Consider the following 17,557-nt stretch of genomic DNA (forward strand, 5'->3'; position numbering starts at 1 on the left):
AAAAGTGCATGCCGGGAAAATTGACATTTTTGTGCCATTCCAAAGGCGAATCCGTTGTCGCGATTAGGTGAACATCGTTGCCTTATGGCAAAATAGTGCAATACAGAACAAGAAGCCAACAGGCGACGGCACGACAGTGCCAGCATAATCTGGAGAATTACATGCAGCTTAAACGTGTGGCAGAAGCCAAACTGCCAACCCCCTGGGGTGATTTCCTGATGGTGGGATTTGAAGAACTGGCAACCGGACACGATCACGTCGCACTGGTTTTTGGCGATATCACAGGTCAAACGCCTGTTCTGGCGCGTGTCCACTCCGAATGTCTGACTGGCGATGCATTGTTTAGCCTGCGTTGCGATTGCGGCTTCCAGCTCGAAGCGGCTCTCACCCACATTGCTGAAGAAGGGCGCGGTATCCTGCTTTATCATCGTCAGGAAGGACGCAATATCGGCCTGCTCAATAAAATCCGCGCCTACGCGTTGCAGGACCAGGGTTATGATACCGTTGAGGCTAACCATCAGTTGGGCTTTGCGGCAGATGAGCGTGATTTCACGCTGTGTGCGGATATGTTCAAGCTGCTGGGCGTGGACGAAGTTCGTTTGCTGACCAATAACCCGAAAAAAGTGGAAATTCTGACCGAAGCGGGAATCAATATTGTTGAACGCGTGCCGCTGATTGTGGGTCGTAACCCGAACAATGAACATTACCTGGACACCAAAGCCGCCAAGATGGGGCATTTGCTGGGCAAGTAATGGTTGTTACCGCCGATAATAAAGCCTGCTCTCGCAGGCTTTATGCATTTTAATTCAACATATTACGAATCACGTAGTGCAGAATACCATCGTTTTGGTAGTAAGTTAGCTCCGTCGCAGTATCGATACGGCAGCGGCATAAAATCACCTCTTTACGTCCATCTGAGCGAACCATATTCACCGACACTGTTGCGCCCGGCTTGATGTTTTGCAGGTCCGTAATATCGATCGCTTCCTCACCGGTTAGTCCCAGCGTTTTGCGCGTGACTCCCTGTGGAAACTCCAGCGGCAAAATCCCCATACCAATCAGGTTAGAACGGTGAATTCGCTCAAAGGACTCAGCGATAACCACGCGAATCCCCAGCAAGCGCGGGCCTTTTGCCGCCCAGTCGCGACTGGAGCCAGAGCCATACTCTTTCCCGGCAATAACCGCCAGGGGGATATTCTCCTGTTGATATTGCATAGCCGCATCATAGATAGCCACTACCTCAGTTCCCGGCAAATGACGCGTCATCCCACCTTCCACTCCGGGTACCATCTCATTACGAATACGAATATTGGCAAAGGTACCGCGCATCATCACTTCATGATTCCCGCGGCGTGAACCATAGGAGTTGAAATCTTTACGCTCAACGCCGTGGCTTTGCAGATAACGACCTGCCGGGCTATCCGGCTTAATACTGCCGGCAGGAGAAATATGGTCGGTGGTGACGGAATCCCCAAGCATTGCGAGGATACGCGCACCATGAATGTCCTGGACCGGATCCGGCGTAGCCTGCATACCATCGAAGAACGGCGACAAGCGGATATAAGTTGAGTCAGACTGCCAACCATAGGTATCAGCCCGATCAACCTGGATAGCTTTCCATTCTGGCGTACCTTCAAAGACTTCAGCGTACTCTTTATGGAACATGGCGGTAGAAACCTGCTCCACGGCACGGGCAATTTCCTGAGCCGTCGGCCAGATATCTTTCAGATAAACGGGATCGCCCTTTCTGTCATGGCCTAACGGATCTTTCGTCAGATTGATATTCATATTCCCTGCTAGCGCATAGGCCACCACCAGCGGCGGAGACGCCAACCAGTTGGTCTTCACGAGCGGATGGATACGCCCCTCAAAGTTTCGGTTGCCGGAAAGCACGGCGCCAACGGTGAGATCGCCTTTTTTGATGGCTGTCTCGATAGGATCGGGTAACGGACCCGAGTTACCAATACAGGTGGTACAGCCATAACCTACAAGGTTAAATCCCAGCTCATCAAGGTACGGCGTGAACCCAGCCTGCGCCAGATAATCAGACACCACCTTCGATCCTGGCGCCAGCGAGGCTTTCACCCACGGCTGACGTTTCAGACCAAGTGTCACTGCTTTTTTCGCCAACAGTCCCGCCGCCATCAATACGCTTGGGTTGGAGGTGTTGGTACAGGAAGTGATAGCTGCTATCACCACCGCACCGTCCGGCAGCTTATACTGCTGACCGCTCATGGTGTAGTCCACGGGCTGACGGTCTTTCAGCGAGCTATTTACTTCGAGTTCATTACTCGCCGAAAACGCTTTCGGAACATCAGCCAGTGCCACCCGATCCTGCGGGCGCTTCGGTCCGGCAAGGCTAGCTTCCACACTGCCCATATCCAGCTCCAGTGAACTGGTAAATACGGGTTCATCCCCTGGATTACGCCACATTCCCTGCGCTTTGGCATAGGCGCTGACCAACTCAACCTGCTCCTCACTGCGTCCACTCAGACGCATATATTCAAGAGTGATGCCATCGATCGGGAAGAAACCGCAGGTTGCGCCGTATTCCGGTGACATGTTCGCAATGGTTGCCCGATCGGCCAGCGGTAAGGTGTCGAGGCCATCACCGTAGAATTCAACAAATTTACCGACCACGCCGTGCTTACGCAGCATCTGGGTAACGGTTAAAACCAGGTCGGTAGCGGTGATACCTTCCCGCAGTTTGCCCACTAGTTTAAAGCCCACAACATCCGGGATAAGCATAGAGACCGGTTGACCCAGCATTGCTGCTTCAGCCTCAATGCCTCCAACGCCCCATCCCAGCACACCGAGACCATTAATCATTGTCGTATGGGAATCGGTACCGACCAGCGTATCGGGATAAGCCACCCACTCACCGTCCTGTAACTCGCTCCAGACGGCTTTGCCAAGGTATTCAAGGTTTACCTGGTGGCAAATCCCCGTTCCCGGCGGTACAACGCTGAAGCGACTAAATGCCTGCTGTCCCCATTTCAGGAACACATAACGTTCATGGTTACGTTCCATTTCCAGGCGAACGTTTTCTTCAAAAGCATCATCATCACCAAAACGGTCCACCGTTACCGAGTGGTCAATGACAAGGTCCACTGGCGAAAGCGGATTCACTTTTGCCGTATCTCCCCCCAGACGTTTCACCGCTTCGCGCATGGCGGCAAGATCGACCACCGCCGGCACGCCGGTAAAATCCTGCATCAGAACACGAGCGGGTCGATAGGCAATTTCACGATCGGCATGGGCGGTCTTCAGCCAATGCGCGAGAGCATGAATATCATCTTCGGTAACGGAATTACCATCCTGCCAACGAAGCAGGTTTTCCAGCAACACTTTTAGCGATTTGGGTAGTCGGGTGATATCACCCAGTGATTTAGCGGCCAGAGGTAAACTGTAGTAGCGGTAGGTTTTATCTTTAACCTGCAATGTGTCCATACTGGCTTCTCGTAGGGTCGACGACATAGCTCCTCCTTAAATGACAGGGTTGGATCCCCTGATTTTCCTCAGGGTTAGTATTAAAGATAACACAAACAAAATGTAACGCTTTGATAACAACTCAAAATGATAAAAGTAGCGGGCGATATAAAAGCGCGAACTGAGGTCGATGGTGAGGAGGAAGGTCTAGCCGTGTAGATTAATAGGATGAATATTCAGCAGGCAATAGAGCAATGGATAATACGTTGATTAGGTTGTTGATGACGATTACATGGATAAATGATTCGATATTCAAGGCCACAAGGTAATCGTAATTATAAAATACGTACGAATTATTGTTTCTGTTCATCATCATCAGTTAACAGATCAATAAACGCCCGTTGCTCAGGAGAAAGGTTCCAGGATTCGGGTACCTTCTGCCCCTTCTCTGCGACGGTTTTGCTCTCTTGTTCATGGTCATGAGGCGATAGCGTTTCGGTAGAGTGCTGCTCTGGTGCGGACATACTTACCCCCACACATTCCAGGCCACGAGTGCGACAATAACCCAGAATATCGCAGAACCAAGAAATACGGCGAACCAGGCTTTACGTTTCATCACCGGATCCCTGCGTGCTGGCTGGTTTCCTGAAGGCATCGCTAACCTCATACTATCGAAATCACTTATCATTTAGGCACCAAACAATCGGTACAATTAATCATCAGATAGGAGGAATCCTAATAAAAAAGGTGAAAAAAAGCCAGTTAATTTTCAGACTCGTCCTGATAAATAAATCGATTGTTTGATCGGTTATAAATATTTGAAAGGAATTTTTGGCAAGCTGACTAATTTGAAACTACTTTAGAGAACTTTTTCCATAAACTATATATGGTTAATTTATTCACGGTAAATTATCAATTAATTCAGTGTTTCCCGTCGGTATCGCTCTATGCTTATGGATACCGACGAGGTTACAGTCGTTATTATTTCTCAGGCAATTTAATATCTTTAAACATGGCTTCAATATCATCGTTGGAACGCAGCGCCACCGCCGTGTCCACCACATCACGCGTCAGATGCGGCGCGAAACGTTGAATGAAATCATACATGTAACTTCGTAAGAAGGTGCTGCGACGAAAACCAATTTTGGTGGTGCTATGGCTGAAGATATCGTGAGCATCCACGCGTACCAGGTCAGGATCGGAAACAGGATCAACCGCCATACTGGCAATTACACCCACGCCAAGGCCCAGACGAACATAGGTTTTAATGACATCAGCATCGGTCGCGGTAAAGACAATACGTGGCTCCAGACCCGCGCGGTTGAACGCGGTGTCCAGCTCCGAGCGTCCGGTAAAACCAAACGTGTAGGTCACCAGCGGATACTGTGCCAGTTCCTCAATAGAAACCGAAGATTTTCCCGCCAATGGGTGATCCGGCGTGACGACGATCGAGCGGTTCCAGTGGTAGCAAGGTAACATCACCAGGTCGTCATACAGGTGCAAGGCTTCCGTCGCGATAGCAAAATCTGCATTTCCTTTCGAAACGGCTTCGGCGATTTGCGTCGGCGATCCCTGGTGCATATGTAATGAAACACGAGGATAGCGCTCAATAAAACCTTTAATCACGTTAGGCAAAGCGTAACGCGCCTGAGTATGCGTAGTGGCGATATATAACGAGCCTTTGTCCGGCCAGGTATGTTCGCCAGCAACGGACTTAATGGCATCCACCTTCGACAGAACTTCTCGCGCAATACGAATAACTTCCTGCCCCGCTGGCGTAACCTGCGTCAGGTGCTTACCGCTACGGGCAAAAATCTGGATGCCAAGTTCATCTTCCAGCATACGAACTTGCTTACTGATACCGGGCTGCGAGGTATAAAGCCCTTCCGCTGTTGAGGAGACATTAAGGTTGTGGTTCACCACCTCAACAATGTAGCGAAGCTGCTGTAATTTCATGTTATGCCATCCCGATTCGCGCCATCAAATCATCGTTTCAGTGCAGGCTCGCGGGCGCTGCTAATACGATTTAATAATAAAAACTCTGTTAACTATAACCACTATATCATTTATATGTACGCTGTATAGGTATGACAAAAAATAATATGCGAGAAACAAAAAGGGCCGCTTACGCGACCCTTTGAGGAGAAATTCAGCCGAAACGCTGTTATTTCTTCCCTTCTACCCATTTGCCGTCAACAAAGAACGCGGACCAGCCAGTCGCCTTACCGTCTTTCTCAGCGGCAACGTATTGCTGCTTGGTTTTACGGCTGAAACGAACCATGGACTTGTTACCATCCGGATCAGTTTGCGGCGCATCTGCCAGATAACGCAGTTTTTCCGGCAGGCGATCGCGGAAGCGGTACAACTCTTCCACCAACGGCGCACGAGTCTCACGTGATTTCGGGAACGTATTGGCCGCCAGGAAGATACCTGCAGCACCATCACGTAACACGAAATACGCGTCAGATTTTTCACACGGCAGTTCCGGCAACGGAACTGGGTCTTCTTTCGGCGGAGCGACTTCACCGTTACGCAGGATCTTACGGGTGTTTTTGCACTCGTCGTTAGTACACGCCATGTACTTGCCGAAACGTCCCATTTTCAGGTGCATTTCAGAACCACATTTTTCGCACTCGACGATAGGACCGTCATAACCCTTGATACGGAACTCGCCCTCTTCGATCTCGTAGCCGTCGCAGGTTGGGTTATTACCACACACATGCAATTTACGCTTAGGATCGATAAGATAACTGTCCATTGCCGTACCGCACTTCTGACAGCGGCGTTTGGCGCGCAATGCGTTCGTTTCCGCGTCGTCGCCTTCCAGCACGTTCAAGACTTCGTTTTCCGGCACCAGGTTAATGGTGGTTTTGCAACGCTCTTTCGGGGAAAGTGCGTAGCCGGAGCAACCAAGGAAAACGCCGGTACTGGCGGTACGAATACCCATCTTACGTCCGCAGGTCGGGCAATCAATGCTGGTCAGCACCATCTGGTTCGGACGCATACCGCCTTCTTCAGGATCTTTCTCGGCTTTATCCAGTTGCTGAGTAAAATCAGTGAAGAAGTTGTCGAGTACGCCCTTCCATTCGGCTTCTTTATTCGCCACCTGGTCGAGGCTATCTTCCATCTGCGCGGTAAAATCGTAGTTCATCAGTTCGCGGAAGTTTTCTTCCAGACGATCGGTGACGATTTCACCCATTTTTTCAGCGTAAAAGCGACGGTTTTCAACGCGAACATAACCGCGATCCTGAATCGTAGAAATGATCGACGCATAGGTAGATGGGCGACCAATGCCACGCTTTTCAAGCTCTTTAACCAGCGAAGCTTCACTGAAGCGCGCAGGCGGTTTAGTAAAGTGCTGTGCTGGCGTCAGTTCGATAAGCGTCAGCGTATCGCCTTTGTCCACCGCCGGTAAGATGCGATCTTCATCGCCTTTACGCAACGCTGGCATCACTTTCGTCCAGCCATCGAAGCGCAGAATACGACCGCGCGCCTTCAGGCGGAAATCACCCGCACCCACGGTGAGCGTGGTGGAATCGTATTTAGCTGGGGTCATCTGACAGGCAACAAACTGGCGCCAGATCATCTGATACAGTTTTTGCGCATCAGCTTCCATATCTTTCAGCGATTCCGCCTGTACGGCGACATCGGAAGGACGGATAGCTTCGTGCGCTTCCTGCGAGTTCTCTTTGCTGGCGTACTGATTCGCGTTTTCCGGCAAATATTTTTTACCAAAATTATCGCTGATGTAATCGCGAACCATGGTCACTGCATCCTGGCTCAGGTTGGTTGAGTCAGTACGCATGTAAGTGATGTAACCCGCTTCATACAAGCGCTGCGCCATCATCATGGTTTTCTTCACACCGAAGCCGAGACGCGTGCTCGCAGCCTGCTGTAGCGTGGAGGTAATGAACGGTGCGCCCGGCTTGCTGCTGGTCGGTTTATCTTCACGTTCCAATACGCTATAGCGCGCTTTTTCCAACAGGCTAACAGCGGCAAGCGTTTGTTCCCGATTTACAGGACGGAACGGCTTATCATTTTGATGCGTCACCTCAAGCGGCAACGCGTCGCCGCCCGGCGTGGTCGTGTTAGCATCAATTTCCCAGAACTCTTCTGGAACAAATGCTTTGATTTCGCGTTCACGCTCAACCACCAGACGCACAGCCACAGACTGTACGCGACCGGCAGACAGACCGCGTGCAATTTTTTTCCACAGCAGTGGCGACACCATATAGCCCACAACACGGTCCATAAAGCGGCGCGCCTGTTGCGCATTAACACGATCGATGTTCAACTCGCCCGGTTTTTCAAACGCCTGGCGAATAGCATTTTTGGTAATTTCATTAAACACCACGCGGCTGTAGCGGGTGTCGTCGCCACCGATGACTTCCCGCAGGTGCCATGCAATGGCTTCCCCTTCGCGGTCAAGGTCAGTTGCGAGATAGATGTGGTCGGCTTTTTCAGCCAGTTGCTTCAGTTCAGAAACAACTTTCTCTTTACCAGGCAGCACTTCATAGCGCGCATCCCAGTTGTGCCACGGGTCAACACCCATACGGTTGACGAGAGCGCCACGTTCATCCTTTTTGGGCTTTTTAGCCGTTTTGGTGGAGGTTGAGTCGGCGCTCTTTTTAGTTGCTGAGCCACTGGTCGGCAAATCACGGATATGACCGACGCTGGATTTCACCACGTAGTCATTACCCAGATACTTGTTGATCGTTTTGGCTTTTGCCGGGGACTCAACGATGACAAGAGCTTTACCCATATTCACCTTTACCTAATTTGATTCTTCCAGAATGCGTCGCACGTTGATTCACCTTCCACTGGCGACGAGACATCGATATGGTCTCTGCGTCGGCGGATATCAACCCTTTAAACTGATTCGCGCTTGTAATGTAACTCTCATGTAACTGAGTTAACAGGCTTTTTTTCTCACAAACGCTCTAGCACGACGAAGTATTGGTCGAATGTCAAGCAAATCTGTTGCCAGATTGACGAAAGCGTCACACTGTACCTGATAAAATGCGTTACGCAACTTTATTAGCATGCAAAAACAAATCTCGCCAGTTGTAACACTGTCGTAAAACCTTCATTTATGTCAGGGAATATTTGCCCATAAGGCGGGCTCAGCGTAGACTAATGTCCTTGTTTAAGGAGTAAATCATGCATAAAGACACTCAACCCATCGATCGCGAAACACTGCTGATTGAAGCCAACAAAATCATTCGTGAGCATGAGGACACGCTGGCGGGGATTGTCGCCACCGGCGTTACGCAGCGAAACGGCGTGCTGGTTTTCAGCGGAGATTACTTTTTAGACGAGCAAGGGCTACCAACGCCCAAAAGTACGGCGGTGTTTAATATGTTTAAACACCTGGCGCACGTACTTTCCGAAAAGTATCACTTGATCGATTAACACGAGTAATAATTTGCCGGATGGCGGCATCGCCTTATCCAGCCTATACTGGTGCATATTTGTAGGCCGGATAGGAGATATATGAGCATCGCTATCCGGCAATGACAATTTTACATCAGTGGCTTCTGCCCCCGCTGCCACCAGCGCATCAGCAAACGATCGGCGCTCTCCGCCGCACTACCGGTAAAACGATCCATCAGCTTTTTACGCTGCAGATAGCGAACGTTCAATACTTCACGACCTTCCATCAGCCCGAGGATCACCTCATCGCTGGTATTGATCTCATCCACCAGCCCATTTGCCAGCGCCTGTTGACCAAACCAGTGTTCACCGGTGGCAACCTGCTCAATGTCCAGAGTCGGACGCATGCGCTGCACAAAATCTTTAAACAGATGATGCGTTTCGTTCAGATCTTCGCGGAATTTCTGCCGCCCTTCTTCCGTGTTTTCACCGAGTAAGGTCAACGTACGCTTATACTGTCCGGCGGTGTGCAGTTCGATATCAATATCTTTCCCTTTCAGGAAGCGGTTAAAGTTCGGGATCTGCGCCACCACGCCAATTGAGCCGACGATAGCAAACGGCGCCGAGACAATTTTATCCGCCACGCAGGCCATCATATATCCGCCGCTCGCAGCGACTTTATCTACCGTAACGGTCAGCGGGATCTGCTTATCGCGCAGACGTTGTAACTGGGACGCAGCCAGGCCATAACCATGTACCACACCACCCGGACTTTCCAGACGAACCACCACTTGATCCTGAGGTTTAACAACCGCCAGCACAGCCGTCACCTCTTCGCGTAATGCGCTGACCTCATGGGCATCCATACTGCCTTTAAAATCAAGCACCCATACACGAGGTTTATCTGATGACGTACTGTCACCCAGTTTCGCTTTTGCCTTAGCCGCTTTCGCCTCCAGCTTTTGTTTCTTTTTCTGCGCCTTATGCCAGAATTTTTGCTGATGCCCATCCAATAAGGCTAGCGACAGGTCTTCCTTCATCTCTTTATATTGATCGCTGAGGTTAATAACCCGCAATTCCCCACGCTGACGTTTGCGTTGTGTCGCGTTTACGATCAGCATCACCACCACTGCAATAGCCACCACGACAGTGACAATTTTTGCCAAAAACAACCCATATTCAGACAACAATTCCACGAGACCCACCTTGGTTAAACAACGCGACTTCCGCTCAGTGTACAACAGGCGTGTCACCTCGTCTTGCTTCATACATCCAGTGCTGAATCAGTAAAAAGCATGACAAAGCGTTCATTTTGCGGTGTTATTGCCTTTGGCTGATTGAAAAAGTACAGGGTTTAAGGCATAAAGCCCAAAAGTTATCGCGAACGAGATATCCAGGACGTCGCCGAGGAGTAGCCGTGCATTACCAACCTAAACAAGACCTTCTACAGGGCCGCATTATTCTTATCACCGGTGCCAGCGATGGTATCGGACGCGAAGCCGCGCAGACCTATGCACGCTATGGCGCGACCGTTATCCTGCTTGGGCGTAACGAAGAAAAACTGCGTCAGGTTGCCCGCACTATCGCCGATGAAAACGGAACACAACCACAGTGGTTTACACTGGATCTACTAACCTGTACCTCTGAAGAATGTCACCAGCTTGCGCAGCGCATTGCTGCACATTTCCCGCGTCTGGATGGCGTACTGCATAACGCCGGATTACTCGGCGATATTTGTCCAATGAGAGAACAAAACCCGCAGGTCTGGCAGGATGTGATGCAGGTAAATGTAAATGCCACTTTTATGCTGACTCAGGCATTGCTGCCGTTGTTACTCAAATCCGATGCCGGATCGCTGGTCTTTACCTCTTCCAGTGTCGGTCGCCAGGGACGCGCCAATTGGGGAGCATATGCCACCTCAAAATTTGCGACCGAAGGGATGATGCAGGTTCTGGCTGATGAGTATCAAAACCGTCATCTGCGCGTAAACTGTATCAATCCTGGAGGGACGCGAACTGGCATGCGAGCCAGCGCATTCCCAACGGAAGATCCGCAAAAATTGAAAACTCCCGCCGATATTATGCCGCTCTACCTGTGGCTGATGGGCGATGACAGCCGCCGTAAAACCGGTATGACTTTTGATGCCCAGCCGGGCCGTAAACCAGGAATTGCCCAATGAGTGAAGAACGCTATCAGCAACGTCAACAGCGCGTAAAAGATCGGGTTGACGCACGCGTTGCCGCAGCGAAAGATGAGCGCGGAATTATCATCGTGTTCACCGGAAATGGTAAGGGTAAAACCACCGCCGCATTCGGTACCGCCACGCGCGCGGTGGGTCATGGTAAAAAAGTCGGCGTCGTACAATTTATTAAAGGTACGTGGCCAAACGGAGAACGTAACTTACTTGAACCCCACGGCGTAGAGTTTCAGGTTATGGCGACAGGATTTACCTGGGAAACGCAGAACCGCGAGTCTGACACCGCAGCCTGTATGGCCGTGTGGGAACACGGCAAGCGGATGCTGGCCGACGATGAACTGGATATGGTGATACTGGATGAGCTAACCTACATGGTGGCATACGACTATCTGCCGCTTGAAGAGGTCATCAATGCCCTGAAAGCGCGCCCAGCCCATCAAACGGTCATTATCACCGGCCGTGGATGTCATCGCGATATTCTGGAGTTAGCTGACACGGTTAGCGAGCTGCGCCCGGTCAAGCATGCGTTTGAAGCGGGCGTGAAAGCCCAAGCAGGGATCGATTATTGAGTGTAGGCCGGATAAGGCGTTTGCGCCGCATCCGGCTCCACGCTAACGCCTGATGGCGCTTTGCTTATCAGGCCTGGTCATGATTAACCGTTGTTGCTGCGACCACCCGGACGACGGCTGCCGCCGACCTGAGAGTGGCGCTTCACCGCACGACGGATCTGATTCGCCTTCATGCGACGACGATCTTTCTCGACGGCCACTTTAGAGGTCGTTTCCGGCTTCAGGTCCACCAGTTCACGCAGATAGTTGGTCTGAGCAAGATCAAGCTCTGTCCAGCCACCACGCGGCAGGCCTTTCGGCAGCGGGATATCACCATAACGGACACGAATCAGACGGCTTACCTGTACACCTACAGCTTCCCACAGGCGGCGGACTTCACGGTTACGTCCTTCGGTCAGCGTGACGTTATACCACTGGTTGATCCCTTCACCACCGCTGAACTTGATCGTTTTAAATGCCGCCGGACCATCTTCCAGCTGCACGCCACGACTCAGATCGCGCAGTTTTGCATCATCAACCTGACCAAACACACGTACCGCATATTCACGCTCAACTTCGCGGCTTGGGTGCATCAGACGGTTAGCCAGTTCACCATCGGTGGTAAACAGCAGTAAACCGCAGGTATTCACGTCCAGACGCCCTACGGCAATCCAGCGCGCATCACGCAGTTTTGGTAAACGATCAAACACGGTCGGACGACCTTCCGGGTCGTTTCGGGTACACAGTTCGCCTTCTGGCTTGTAATAGGCCAGAACACGGCAGATTTGCTCCGCAGACTCTTTAACCGAAATCAGATGACCGTCGATACGGATTTTCAGACCCGGAGTGACTTCAACGCGATCGCCGAGCGTGGCAATTTTGCCATCAACGCTCACGCGACCCGCGGCAATAATAGATTCGATTTCACGGCGAGAACCGTGGCCAGCGCGCGCCAGCACTTTTTGTAACTTTTCGCTCATAGAGCTTCCTTTAGGTGTCGCCTTCACAGGCGTCGAACAGGAGAATCAACGGCGCCAGTCAGCGCCATTTTAAGGCCGCGTAGTATAGCGGTTCACGCCCTTATAAGAAAGGTTTAACGTCACCGACGCCTTCACGCAACACCACCGGAGAATCGTCGGTTAAATCAATGACCGTGGTCGGCTGTTGGCCGAGATATCCGCCGTGGATAATTAAATCCACCTGTTTCTCCAGGCGGTCTTTAATTTCTTCCGGATCTGACTCGGTAAATTCGCTACCCGGCAGCATCAGTGACGTGGAGAGCATCGGCTCGCCCAGCGCTTCAAGCAGCGCCAGTGCTATCGGGTTTGAGGGTACACGCAGGCCGATGGTCTTACGTTTTTCTTGCAACAAGCGGCGCGGAACCTCTTTCGTCCCCTTCAGGATGAAGGTGTAGTTGCCCGGCGTGTTGTTTTTAATTAAACGGAAGGCCACGTTGTCGACAAACGAATAGGTCGACAGTTCAGACAGGTCACGGCACATCAGCGTAAAGTTGTGCCCGTCCGGCAGGTGACGGATGCGGCAAATGCGCTCCATTGCGCCTTTATCTTCAATTTTGCAGCCCAACGCATAGCCGGAATCGGTTGGATAGACGATCACCCCACCTTTACGCACGATTTCAACGGCCTGATTGATCAGCCGCTGCTGCGGGTTTTCGGGATGAATATAAAAAAACTGGCTCATACTTTCCTCTCTGTGATCTCGGGCTGCTCCCAAAGTTGCCAGACGCCTTCTACGCCTGCGGGCAACCAAAGTTTACGACCCAACTCAATCCATGGGCAGGGTAGATGAAAATCAGACCCTTGCGATGCCCACAATTGATGCTGACGCGCAAGCGTCGCCAGATGGGTGCGTTCATTGGGAGACTGCTGACACTGCGCTACTTCCATCGCGTCGCCGCGATGTTCAGCAAAATGTGCAACCAGTCTTTTCAGCCACTTAGCGCTAAGATCGTACCGCCCAGGATGAGCCAGAACAGCCTTACCGCCAGAATGATGAATGACATCAATAGCTTGTTCTATTGTACACCACTGTGGCGGAACGTAACCGGTTTTCCCGCGGGCAAGATATTTTTTAAAGACATCCGCCATGGTTGTGGCTTTGCCACATTCCACCAGGAAACGCGCAAAATGGCCCCGCGTAACCGCCCCGCCATCAGCCAGGCGCAACGCCCCTTCCCACGCGCCGGGGATATGCGCTTTGTCGAGTCGTTCGGCAATCAGGCGCGCACGCTGCTGACGACGTTCCGTTTGTTGCGCCAGAAACTCGCACATCATGGGATGGGCGATATCAATGTTCAGACCCACTATATGAATCTCATGGTTTTCCCAGACAGTTGATATCTCGACACCAGGGATCAAATTTAACGCTAAACCCGAACGTGAAATTTCTTCTCTTGCCGCCGCAATGCCCGCCGTGGTGTCATGATCGGTGATCGCCAGTGTACCGACTCGCATCTCTACCGCACGGTGTACTAAGGCTTCTGGGGTTAATCGCCCATCGGAGGCTGTAGTATGACTATGCAGGTCATAAATCACTGCGTAATTCGTGTCGCTCAAGGCGGCTCCCGTTTCAATAAATGTCGTAACACGCCCATCATAGCGGTTTCGGCAAATATACTGAAATCAGGTGTTGACTTTACCCCATCGAACTAGTTAACTAGTACGCAAGTTCACATGAAGAAGGTATCTGCAATGAAAGCAACATTTTTTCTGCACGGTTGGTGGCGCACTTCCTGATTTCGGGCAGTGTCTTACGTCTGCAATTTGCAACCAGATACCCGGCCCGCCTAATGAGCGGGCTTTTTTTTGAACAAAATTAATGAGAATAACGATGCAAACACAAAAACCGATACTCGAACTGCTTGCCTGCGATGCCGCCTATCGTGAGAATCCGACGTCGCTGTTTCATCAGGTGTGTGGCGCACGTCCGGCAACGCTGCTGCTGGAATCTGCAGATATCGACAGCAAAGACGATCTGAAGAGCTTGCTGCTAGTCGACAGCGCATTGCGCATTACCGCTCTCGGTGACACTGTCACTATTCAGGCGTTATCCACAAACGGCGCATCGCTGCTGCCCTTGCTGGATGCTGCCCTGCCCGCTGGTGTTGAGAATGAAAAACAGCCGAATGGTCGTCATCTGCGATTCCCTGCCGTCAGCCCGCTGTTGGATGAAGACGCCCGTTTATGTTCTCTTTCCGTATTTGATGCTTTTCGCATACTGCAGGGGCTGGTGAATGTTCCTGTTCAAGAACGTGAAGCGATGTTCTTCGGCGGTCTGTTTTCCTACGACCTGGTTGCCGGTTTTGAAGATTTACCTCAGCTTGAAGCGGGCAACCGTTGTCCTGACTACTGCTTCTATCTGGCAGAAACGCTGATGGTTATCGACCACCAGAAAAAAAGCACCCGAATTCAGGCCAGTGTTTTTACCCCCAATGATGCGGAAAAACAGCGACTTAACGCCCGTCTGGCGCAGCTGAGCCAGCAGCTTACCGAGCCTGCGCCGCCGTTGCCGGTCACTGAAGTCCCGCAGATGCGCTGCGAGTGCAATCAGAGCGATGAAGAGTTCGGCGCCGTAGTACGTGGCATGCAAAAAGCGATTCGCGCGGGCGAAATTTTCCAGGTAGTTCCGTCCCGACGTTTCTCGCTGCCCTGCCCGTCACCGCTGGCAGCCTACTATGTGCTGAAGAAAAGTAACCCCAGCCCATACATGTTTTTCATGCAGGACAACGATTTCACGCTGTTTGGCGCCTCCCCGGAAAGCTCGCTGAAATACGATGCCACCAGCCGCCAGATTGAGATCTACCCGATTGCCGGCACTCGCCCGCGTGGTCGTCGTGCTGACGGTTCGCTTGACCGCGACCTTGACAGCCGAATCGAGCTGGAGATGCGTACCGACCATAAAGAGCTTTCTGAGCACCTGATGCTGGTTGACCTTGCGCGTAACGACCTGGCGCGCATCTGTACGCCTGGCAGCCGCTATGTTGCTGATCTCACCAAAGTCGATCGTTACTCCTTCGTAATGCACCTGGTTTCGCGTGTGGTCGGCGAGCTGCGTAGCGATCTGGATGTGCTGCACGCTTACCGCGCCTGTATGAATATGGGCACGTTAAGCGGAGCGCCAAAAGTTCGCGCTATGCAGCTTATCGCCGAGGCAGAAGGTCGTCGCCGTGGCAGCTACGGCGGCGCGGTAGGTTACTTCACGGCTCATGGCGATCTGGATACCTGTATTGTCATTCGTTCCGCCCTCGTGGAAGACGGTATTGCCACCGTACAAGCTGGTGCCGGGATTGTTCTGGATTCTGTACCGCAGTCTGAAGCCGATGAAACCCGTAATAAAGCGCGCGCGGTTCTGCGTGCTATCGCCACCGCGCACCACGCACAGGAGACCTTCTAATGGCTGACATTCTGCTGCTCGATAATATCGACTCTTTTACCTATAACCTGGCGGATCAGCTGCGTACTAATGGTCACAACGTGGTGATTTACCGCAACCATATTCCGGCTCAGACGTTGATTGACCGTTTAGCAACGATGAAAAATCCTGTGCTGATGCTTTCTCCAGGCCCAGGTGCGCCAAGCGAAGCAGGTTGCATGCCGGAGCTGTTAACCCGTCTGCGCGGCAAGCTGCCAATCATCGGCATTTGTCTGGGACATCAGGCCATTGTTGAAGCCTATGGTGGATATGTGGGCCAGGCTGGAGAAATCCTGCACGGCAAAGCGTCCAGCATTGAACACGACGGTCAGGCAATGTTTGCTGGTCTGGCGAATCCGCTGCCGGTGGCACGCTATCATTCGCTGGTTGGCAGCAACGTTCCGGCAGGATTAACCATTAACGCCCACTTTAACGGCATGGTGATGGCGGTGCGTCACGATACCGATCGCGTCTGCGGCTTCCAGTTCCATCCGGAGTCCATTCTGACCACCCAGGGCGCGCGTCTGTTGGAACAAACGCTGGCCTGGGCGCAACAGAAGCTTGAACAAACCAATACGCTGCAACCAATTCTGGAGAAACTGTACCAGGCGCAGACGCTGTCTCAGCAGGAAAGCCACCAGCTGTTCTCCGCCGTGGTCCGCGGTGAACTGAAGCCGGAACAACTGGCTGCGGCGCTGGTGAGCATGAAAATCCGTGGCGAACACCCGAATGAAATTGCCGGTGCGGCAACCGCGCTGCTGGAAAACGCCGCTCCGTTCCCGCGTCCTGATTATCTGTTTGCCGATATTGTCGGTACCGGCGGCGACGGCAGCAACAGCATCAATATTTCTACCGCCAGCGCCTTTGTTGCAGCGGCTTGCGGACTGAAAGTTGCCAAACACGGCAACCGCAGCGTCTCCAGCAAGTCAGGCTCTTCGGATCTGTTAGCGGCATTTGGCATCAATCTGGATATGAACGCCGACAAATCCCGTCAGGCGCTTGACGATCTCGGCGTGTGTTTTCTGTTTGCGCCGAAATACCACACCGGTTTTCGCCATGCCATGCCGGTACGCCAGCAGTTGAAAACCCGCACGCTGTTTAACGTGCTCGGCCCGTTGATTAACCCGGCACATCCGCCGCTGGCGCTGATCGGCGTTTACAGCCCGGAGCTGGTGCTGCCGATTGCCGAAACGCTGCGTGTGCTCGGATATCAGCGGGCGGCCGTAGTGCACAGCGGTGGCATGGACGAAGTTTCGCTGCATGCGCCGACCATTGTGGCAGAACTGCACGATGGGGAAATCAAGAGTTATCAACTGACGGCAGAAGACTTTGGCCTGACGCCTTACCACCAGGAACAGCTGGCTGGCGGCACGCCGGAAGAAAACCGTGACATTCTTAGTCGCTTGTTACAAGGTAAAGGTGAAGCCGCTCATGAAGCCGCTGTTGCCGCGAATGTCGCCATGTTAATGCGCTTGCACGGTGAAGAAGATTTGAAAGCCAATGCGCAAACCGTGATTAATGTACTGCGCAGCGGTGCGGCCTATGACCGTGTCACTGCACTGGCAGCAAGAGGGTAAAT

The 17,557-nt window shown here is 52.1% G+C and carries 16 protein-coding genes and 1 other annotated feature; of the genes, 7 read left to right on the forward strand and 9 right to left on the reverse strand.

From position 1 onward, the window contains the following. Nucleotides 1–161: 161 nt before the first annotated feature. Nucleotides 162–752 carry a GTP cyclohydrolase II gene (gene ribA, locus WC1_RS11865; protein WP_003020601.1) on the forward strand — a complete coding sequence of 197 codons (591 nt, stop codon included), beginning with the start codon at nt 162–164 and terminating at the stop codon, nt 750–752. Nucleotides 753–801: 49 nt separating this feature from the next. Here ribA and acnA read toward each other — a convergent pair whose 3' ends face one another. The 5 genes from acnA to topA all read right to left on the reverse strand — a co-directional run bounded on the left by acnA (nt 802) and on the right by topA (nt 8,191). Beyond that, nucleotides 802–3,477: an aconitate hydratase AcnA gene (gene acnA, locus WC1_RS11860; protein WP_016150332.1), complete on the reverse strand. Its 2,676-nt coding sequence runs from the start codon at nt 3,475–3,477 to the stop codon at nt 802–804. 305 nt (nt 3,478–3,782) lie between these two features. Next, nucleotides 3,783–3,953: a hypothetical protein gene (locus WC1_RS24860; RefSeq protein ID WP_008322403.1), complete on the reverse strand. Its 171-nt coding sequence runs from the start codon at nt 3,951–3,953 to the stop codon at nt 3,783–3,785. A 2-nt stretch (nt 3,954–3,955) separates the two neighbouring features. Beyond that, the gene (locus tag WC1_RS23705; protein WP_231385734.1) at nt 3,956–4,096 is read right to left on the reverse strand and encodes a YmiA family putative membrane protein; all 141 of its coding nucleotides are present in this window, start codon (nt 4,094–4,096) and stop codon (nt 3,956–3,958) included. Nucleotides 4,097–4,410: 314 nt separating this feature from the next. Further along, nucleotides 4,411–5,385, reverse strand: coding sequence for an HTH-type transcriptional regulator CysB (cysB, locus tag WC1_RS11855; RefSeq protein WP_003020610.1), 975 nt, complete (start codon nt 5,383–5,385; stop codon nt 4,411–4,413). Between the two features lie 208 nt (nt 5,386–5,593). Next, nucleotides 5,594–8,191, reverse strand: coding sequence for a type I DNA topoisomerase (gene topA, locus WC1_RS11850; RefSeq protein ID WP_016150334.1), 2,598 nt, complete (start codon nt 8,189–8,191; stop codon nt 5,594–5,596). 398 nt (nt 8,192–8,589) lie between these two features. On the opposite strand from topA, the gene WC1_RS11845 reads away from it, so the two are divergent. After that, the gene (locus WC1_RS11845; RefSeq protein WP_003020616.1) at nt 8,590–8,841 is read left to right on the forward strand and encodes a YciN family protein; all 252 of its coding nucleotides are present in this window, start codon (nt 8,590–8,592) and stop codon (nt 8,839–8,841) included. A gap of 110 nt (nt 8,842–8,951) precedes the next feature. Here WC1_RS11845 and sohB read toward each other — a convergent pair whose 3' ends face one another. Then, nucleotides 8,952–9,998, reverse strand: a complete 1,047-nt coding sequence (gene sohB / locus WC1_RS11840; protein WP_003843986.1) for a protease SohB — start codon at nt 9,996–9,998, stop codon at nt 8,952–8,954. Nucleotides 9,999–10,219: 221 nt separating this feature from the next. Here sohB and WC1_RS11835 point away from each other — a divergent pair, with 221 nt between their 5' ends. After that, nucleotides 10,220–10,981 carry a YciK family oxidoreductase gene (locus WC1_RS11835; RefSeq protein WP_016150336.1) on the forward strand — a complete coding sequence of 254 codons (762 nt, stop codon included), beginning with the start codon at nt 10,220–10,222 and terminating at the stop codon, nt 10,979–10,981. Then, on the forward strand, nt 10,978–11,568 hold the full coding sequence (gene cobO, locus WC1_RS11830) for a cob(I)yrinic acid a,c-diamide adenosyltransferase (RefSeq protein WP_016150337.1): 591 nt from the start codon (nt 10,978–10,980) through the stop codon (nt 11,566–11,568). The genes WC1_RS11835 and cobO overlap by 4 nt, the downstream gene beginning before the upstream one ends. 83 nt (nt 11,569–11,651) lie before the next feature. On the opposite strand, the gene rluB is transcribed toward cobO, so the two are convergent. The 3 genes from rluB to rnm form a co-directional block, all read right to left on the reverse strand. Further along, the gene (gene rluB, locus WC1_RS11825) at nt 11,652–12,527 is read right to left on the reverse strand and encodes a 23S rRNA pseudouridine(2605) synthase RluB (RefSeq protein ID WP_016150338.1); all 876 of its coding nucleotides are present in this window, start codon (nt 12,525–12,527) and stop codon (nt 11,652–11,654) included. A 100-nt stretch (nt 12,528–12,627) separates the two neighbouring features. Further along, nucleotides 12,628–13,248 carry an L-threonylcarbamoyladenylate synthase gene (locus WC1_RS11820; RefSeq protein ID WP_003020628.1) on the reverse strand — a complete coding sequence of 207 codons (621 nt, stop codon included), beginning with the start codon at nt 13,246–13,248 and terminating at the stop codon, nt 12,628–12,630. Continuing rightward, on the reverse strand, nt 13,245–14,123 hold the full coding sequence (gene rnm / locus WC1_RS11815; RefSeq protein WP_016150339.1) for an RNase RNM: 879 nt from the start codon (nt 14,121–14,123) through the stop codon (nt 13,245–13,247). The genes WC1_RS11820 and rnm overlap by 4 nt, the downstream gene beginning before the upstream one ends. A 135-nt stretch (nt 14,124–14,258) precedes the next feature. Here rnm and trpL point away from each other — a divergent pair, with 135 nt between their 5' ends. The 3 genes from trpL (at nt 14,259) to trpD (ending at nt 17,555) form a co-directional block, all read left to right on the forward strand. Then, nucleotides 14,259–14,303 (forward strand): trp operon leader peptide, encoded by a 45-nt coding sequence (trpL, locus tag WC1_RS24715; RefSeq protein ID WP_191229385.1) that lies wholly within the window; start codon nt 14,259–14,261, stop codon nt 14,301–14,303. Further along, nucleotides 14,280–14,374, forward strand: a sequence feature (Trp leader region). Its footprint overlaps the gene before it by 24 nt. A 23-nt stretch (nt 14,375–14,397) precedes the next feature. Further along, complete coding sequence (locus WC1_RS11810) at nt 14,398–15,960, forward strand: anthranilate synthase component 1 (RefSeq protein ID WP_016150340.1); 1,563 nt, start codon at nt 14,398–14,400, stop codon at nt 15,958–15,960. After that, a complete protein-coding gene (gene trpD, locus WC1_RS11805) occupies nt 15,960–17,555 on the forward strand; it encodes a bifunctional anthranilate synthase glutamate amidotransferase component TrpG/anthranilate phosphoribosyltransferase TrpD (RefSeq protein ID WP_003020639.1) in 1,596 nt (531 codons plus the stop codon). The genes WC1_RS11810 and trpD overlap by 1 nt, the downstream gene beginning before the upstream one ends. Nucleotides 17,556–17,557 lie beyond the last annotated feature (2 nt).

Source organism: Citrobacter sp. KTE30, from assembly GCF_000398825.1.
Taxonomy (GTDB): domain Bacteria; phylum Pseudomonadota; class Gammaproteobacteria; order Enterobacterales; family Enterobacteriaceae; genus Citrobacter; species Citrobacter freundii.

Coding starts and splice junctions, on each gene's coding strand:
- ribA (WP_003020601.1), top strand. CDS start 162: ATGCAGCTTAAACGTGTGGCAGAAGCCAAACTGCCAACCCCCTGGGGT.
- acnA (WP_016150332.1), bottom strand. CDS start 3,477: ATGTCGTCGACCCTACGAGAAGCCAGTATGGACACATTGCAGGTTAAA.
- WC1_RS24860 (WP_008322403.1), bottom strand. CDS start 3,953: ATGTCCGCACCAGAGCAGCACTCTACCGAAACGCTATCGCCTCATGAC.
- WC1_RS23705 (WP_231385734.1), bottom strand. CDS start 4,096: ATGAGGTTAGCGATGCCTTCAGGAAACCAGCCAGCACGCAGGGATCCG.
- cysB (WP_003020610.1), bottom strand. CDS start 5,385: ATGAAATTACAGCAGCTTCGCTACATTGTTGAGGTGGTGAACCACAAC.
- topA (WP_016150334.1), bottom strand. CDS start 8,191: ATGGGTAAAGCTCTTGTCATCGTTGAGTCCCCGGCAAAAGCCAAAACG.
- WC1_RS11845 (WP_003020616.1), top strand. CDS start 8,590: ATGCATAAAGACACTCAACCCATCGATCGCGAAACACTGCTGATTGAA.
- cobO (WP_016150337.1), top strand. CDS start 10,978: ATGAGTGAAGAACGCTATCAGCAACGTCAACAGCGCGTAAAAGATCGG.
- rluB (WP_016150338.1), bottom strand. CDS start 12,527: ATGAGCGAAAAGTTACAAAAAGTGCTGGCGCGCGCTGGCCACGGTTCT.
- WC1_RS11820 (WP_003020628.1), bottom strand. CDS start 13,248: ATGAGCCAGTTTTTTTATATTCATCCCGAAAACCCGCAGCAGCGGCTG.
- WC1_RS11810 (WP_016150340.1), top strand. CDS start 14,398: ATGCAAACACAAAAACCGATACTCGAACTGCTTGCCTGCGATGCCGCC.
- trpD (WP_003020639.1), top strand. CDS start 15,960: ATGGCTGACATTCTGCTGCTCGATAATATCGACTCTTTTACCTATAAC.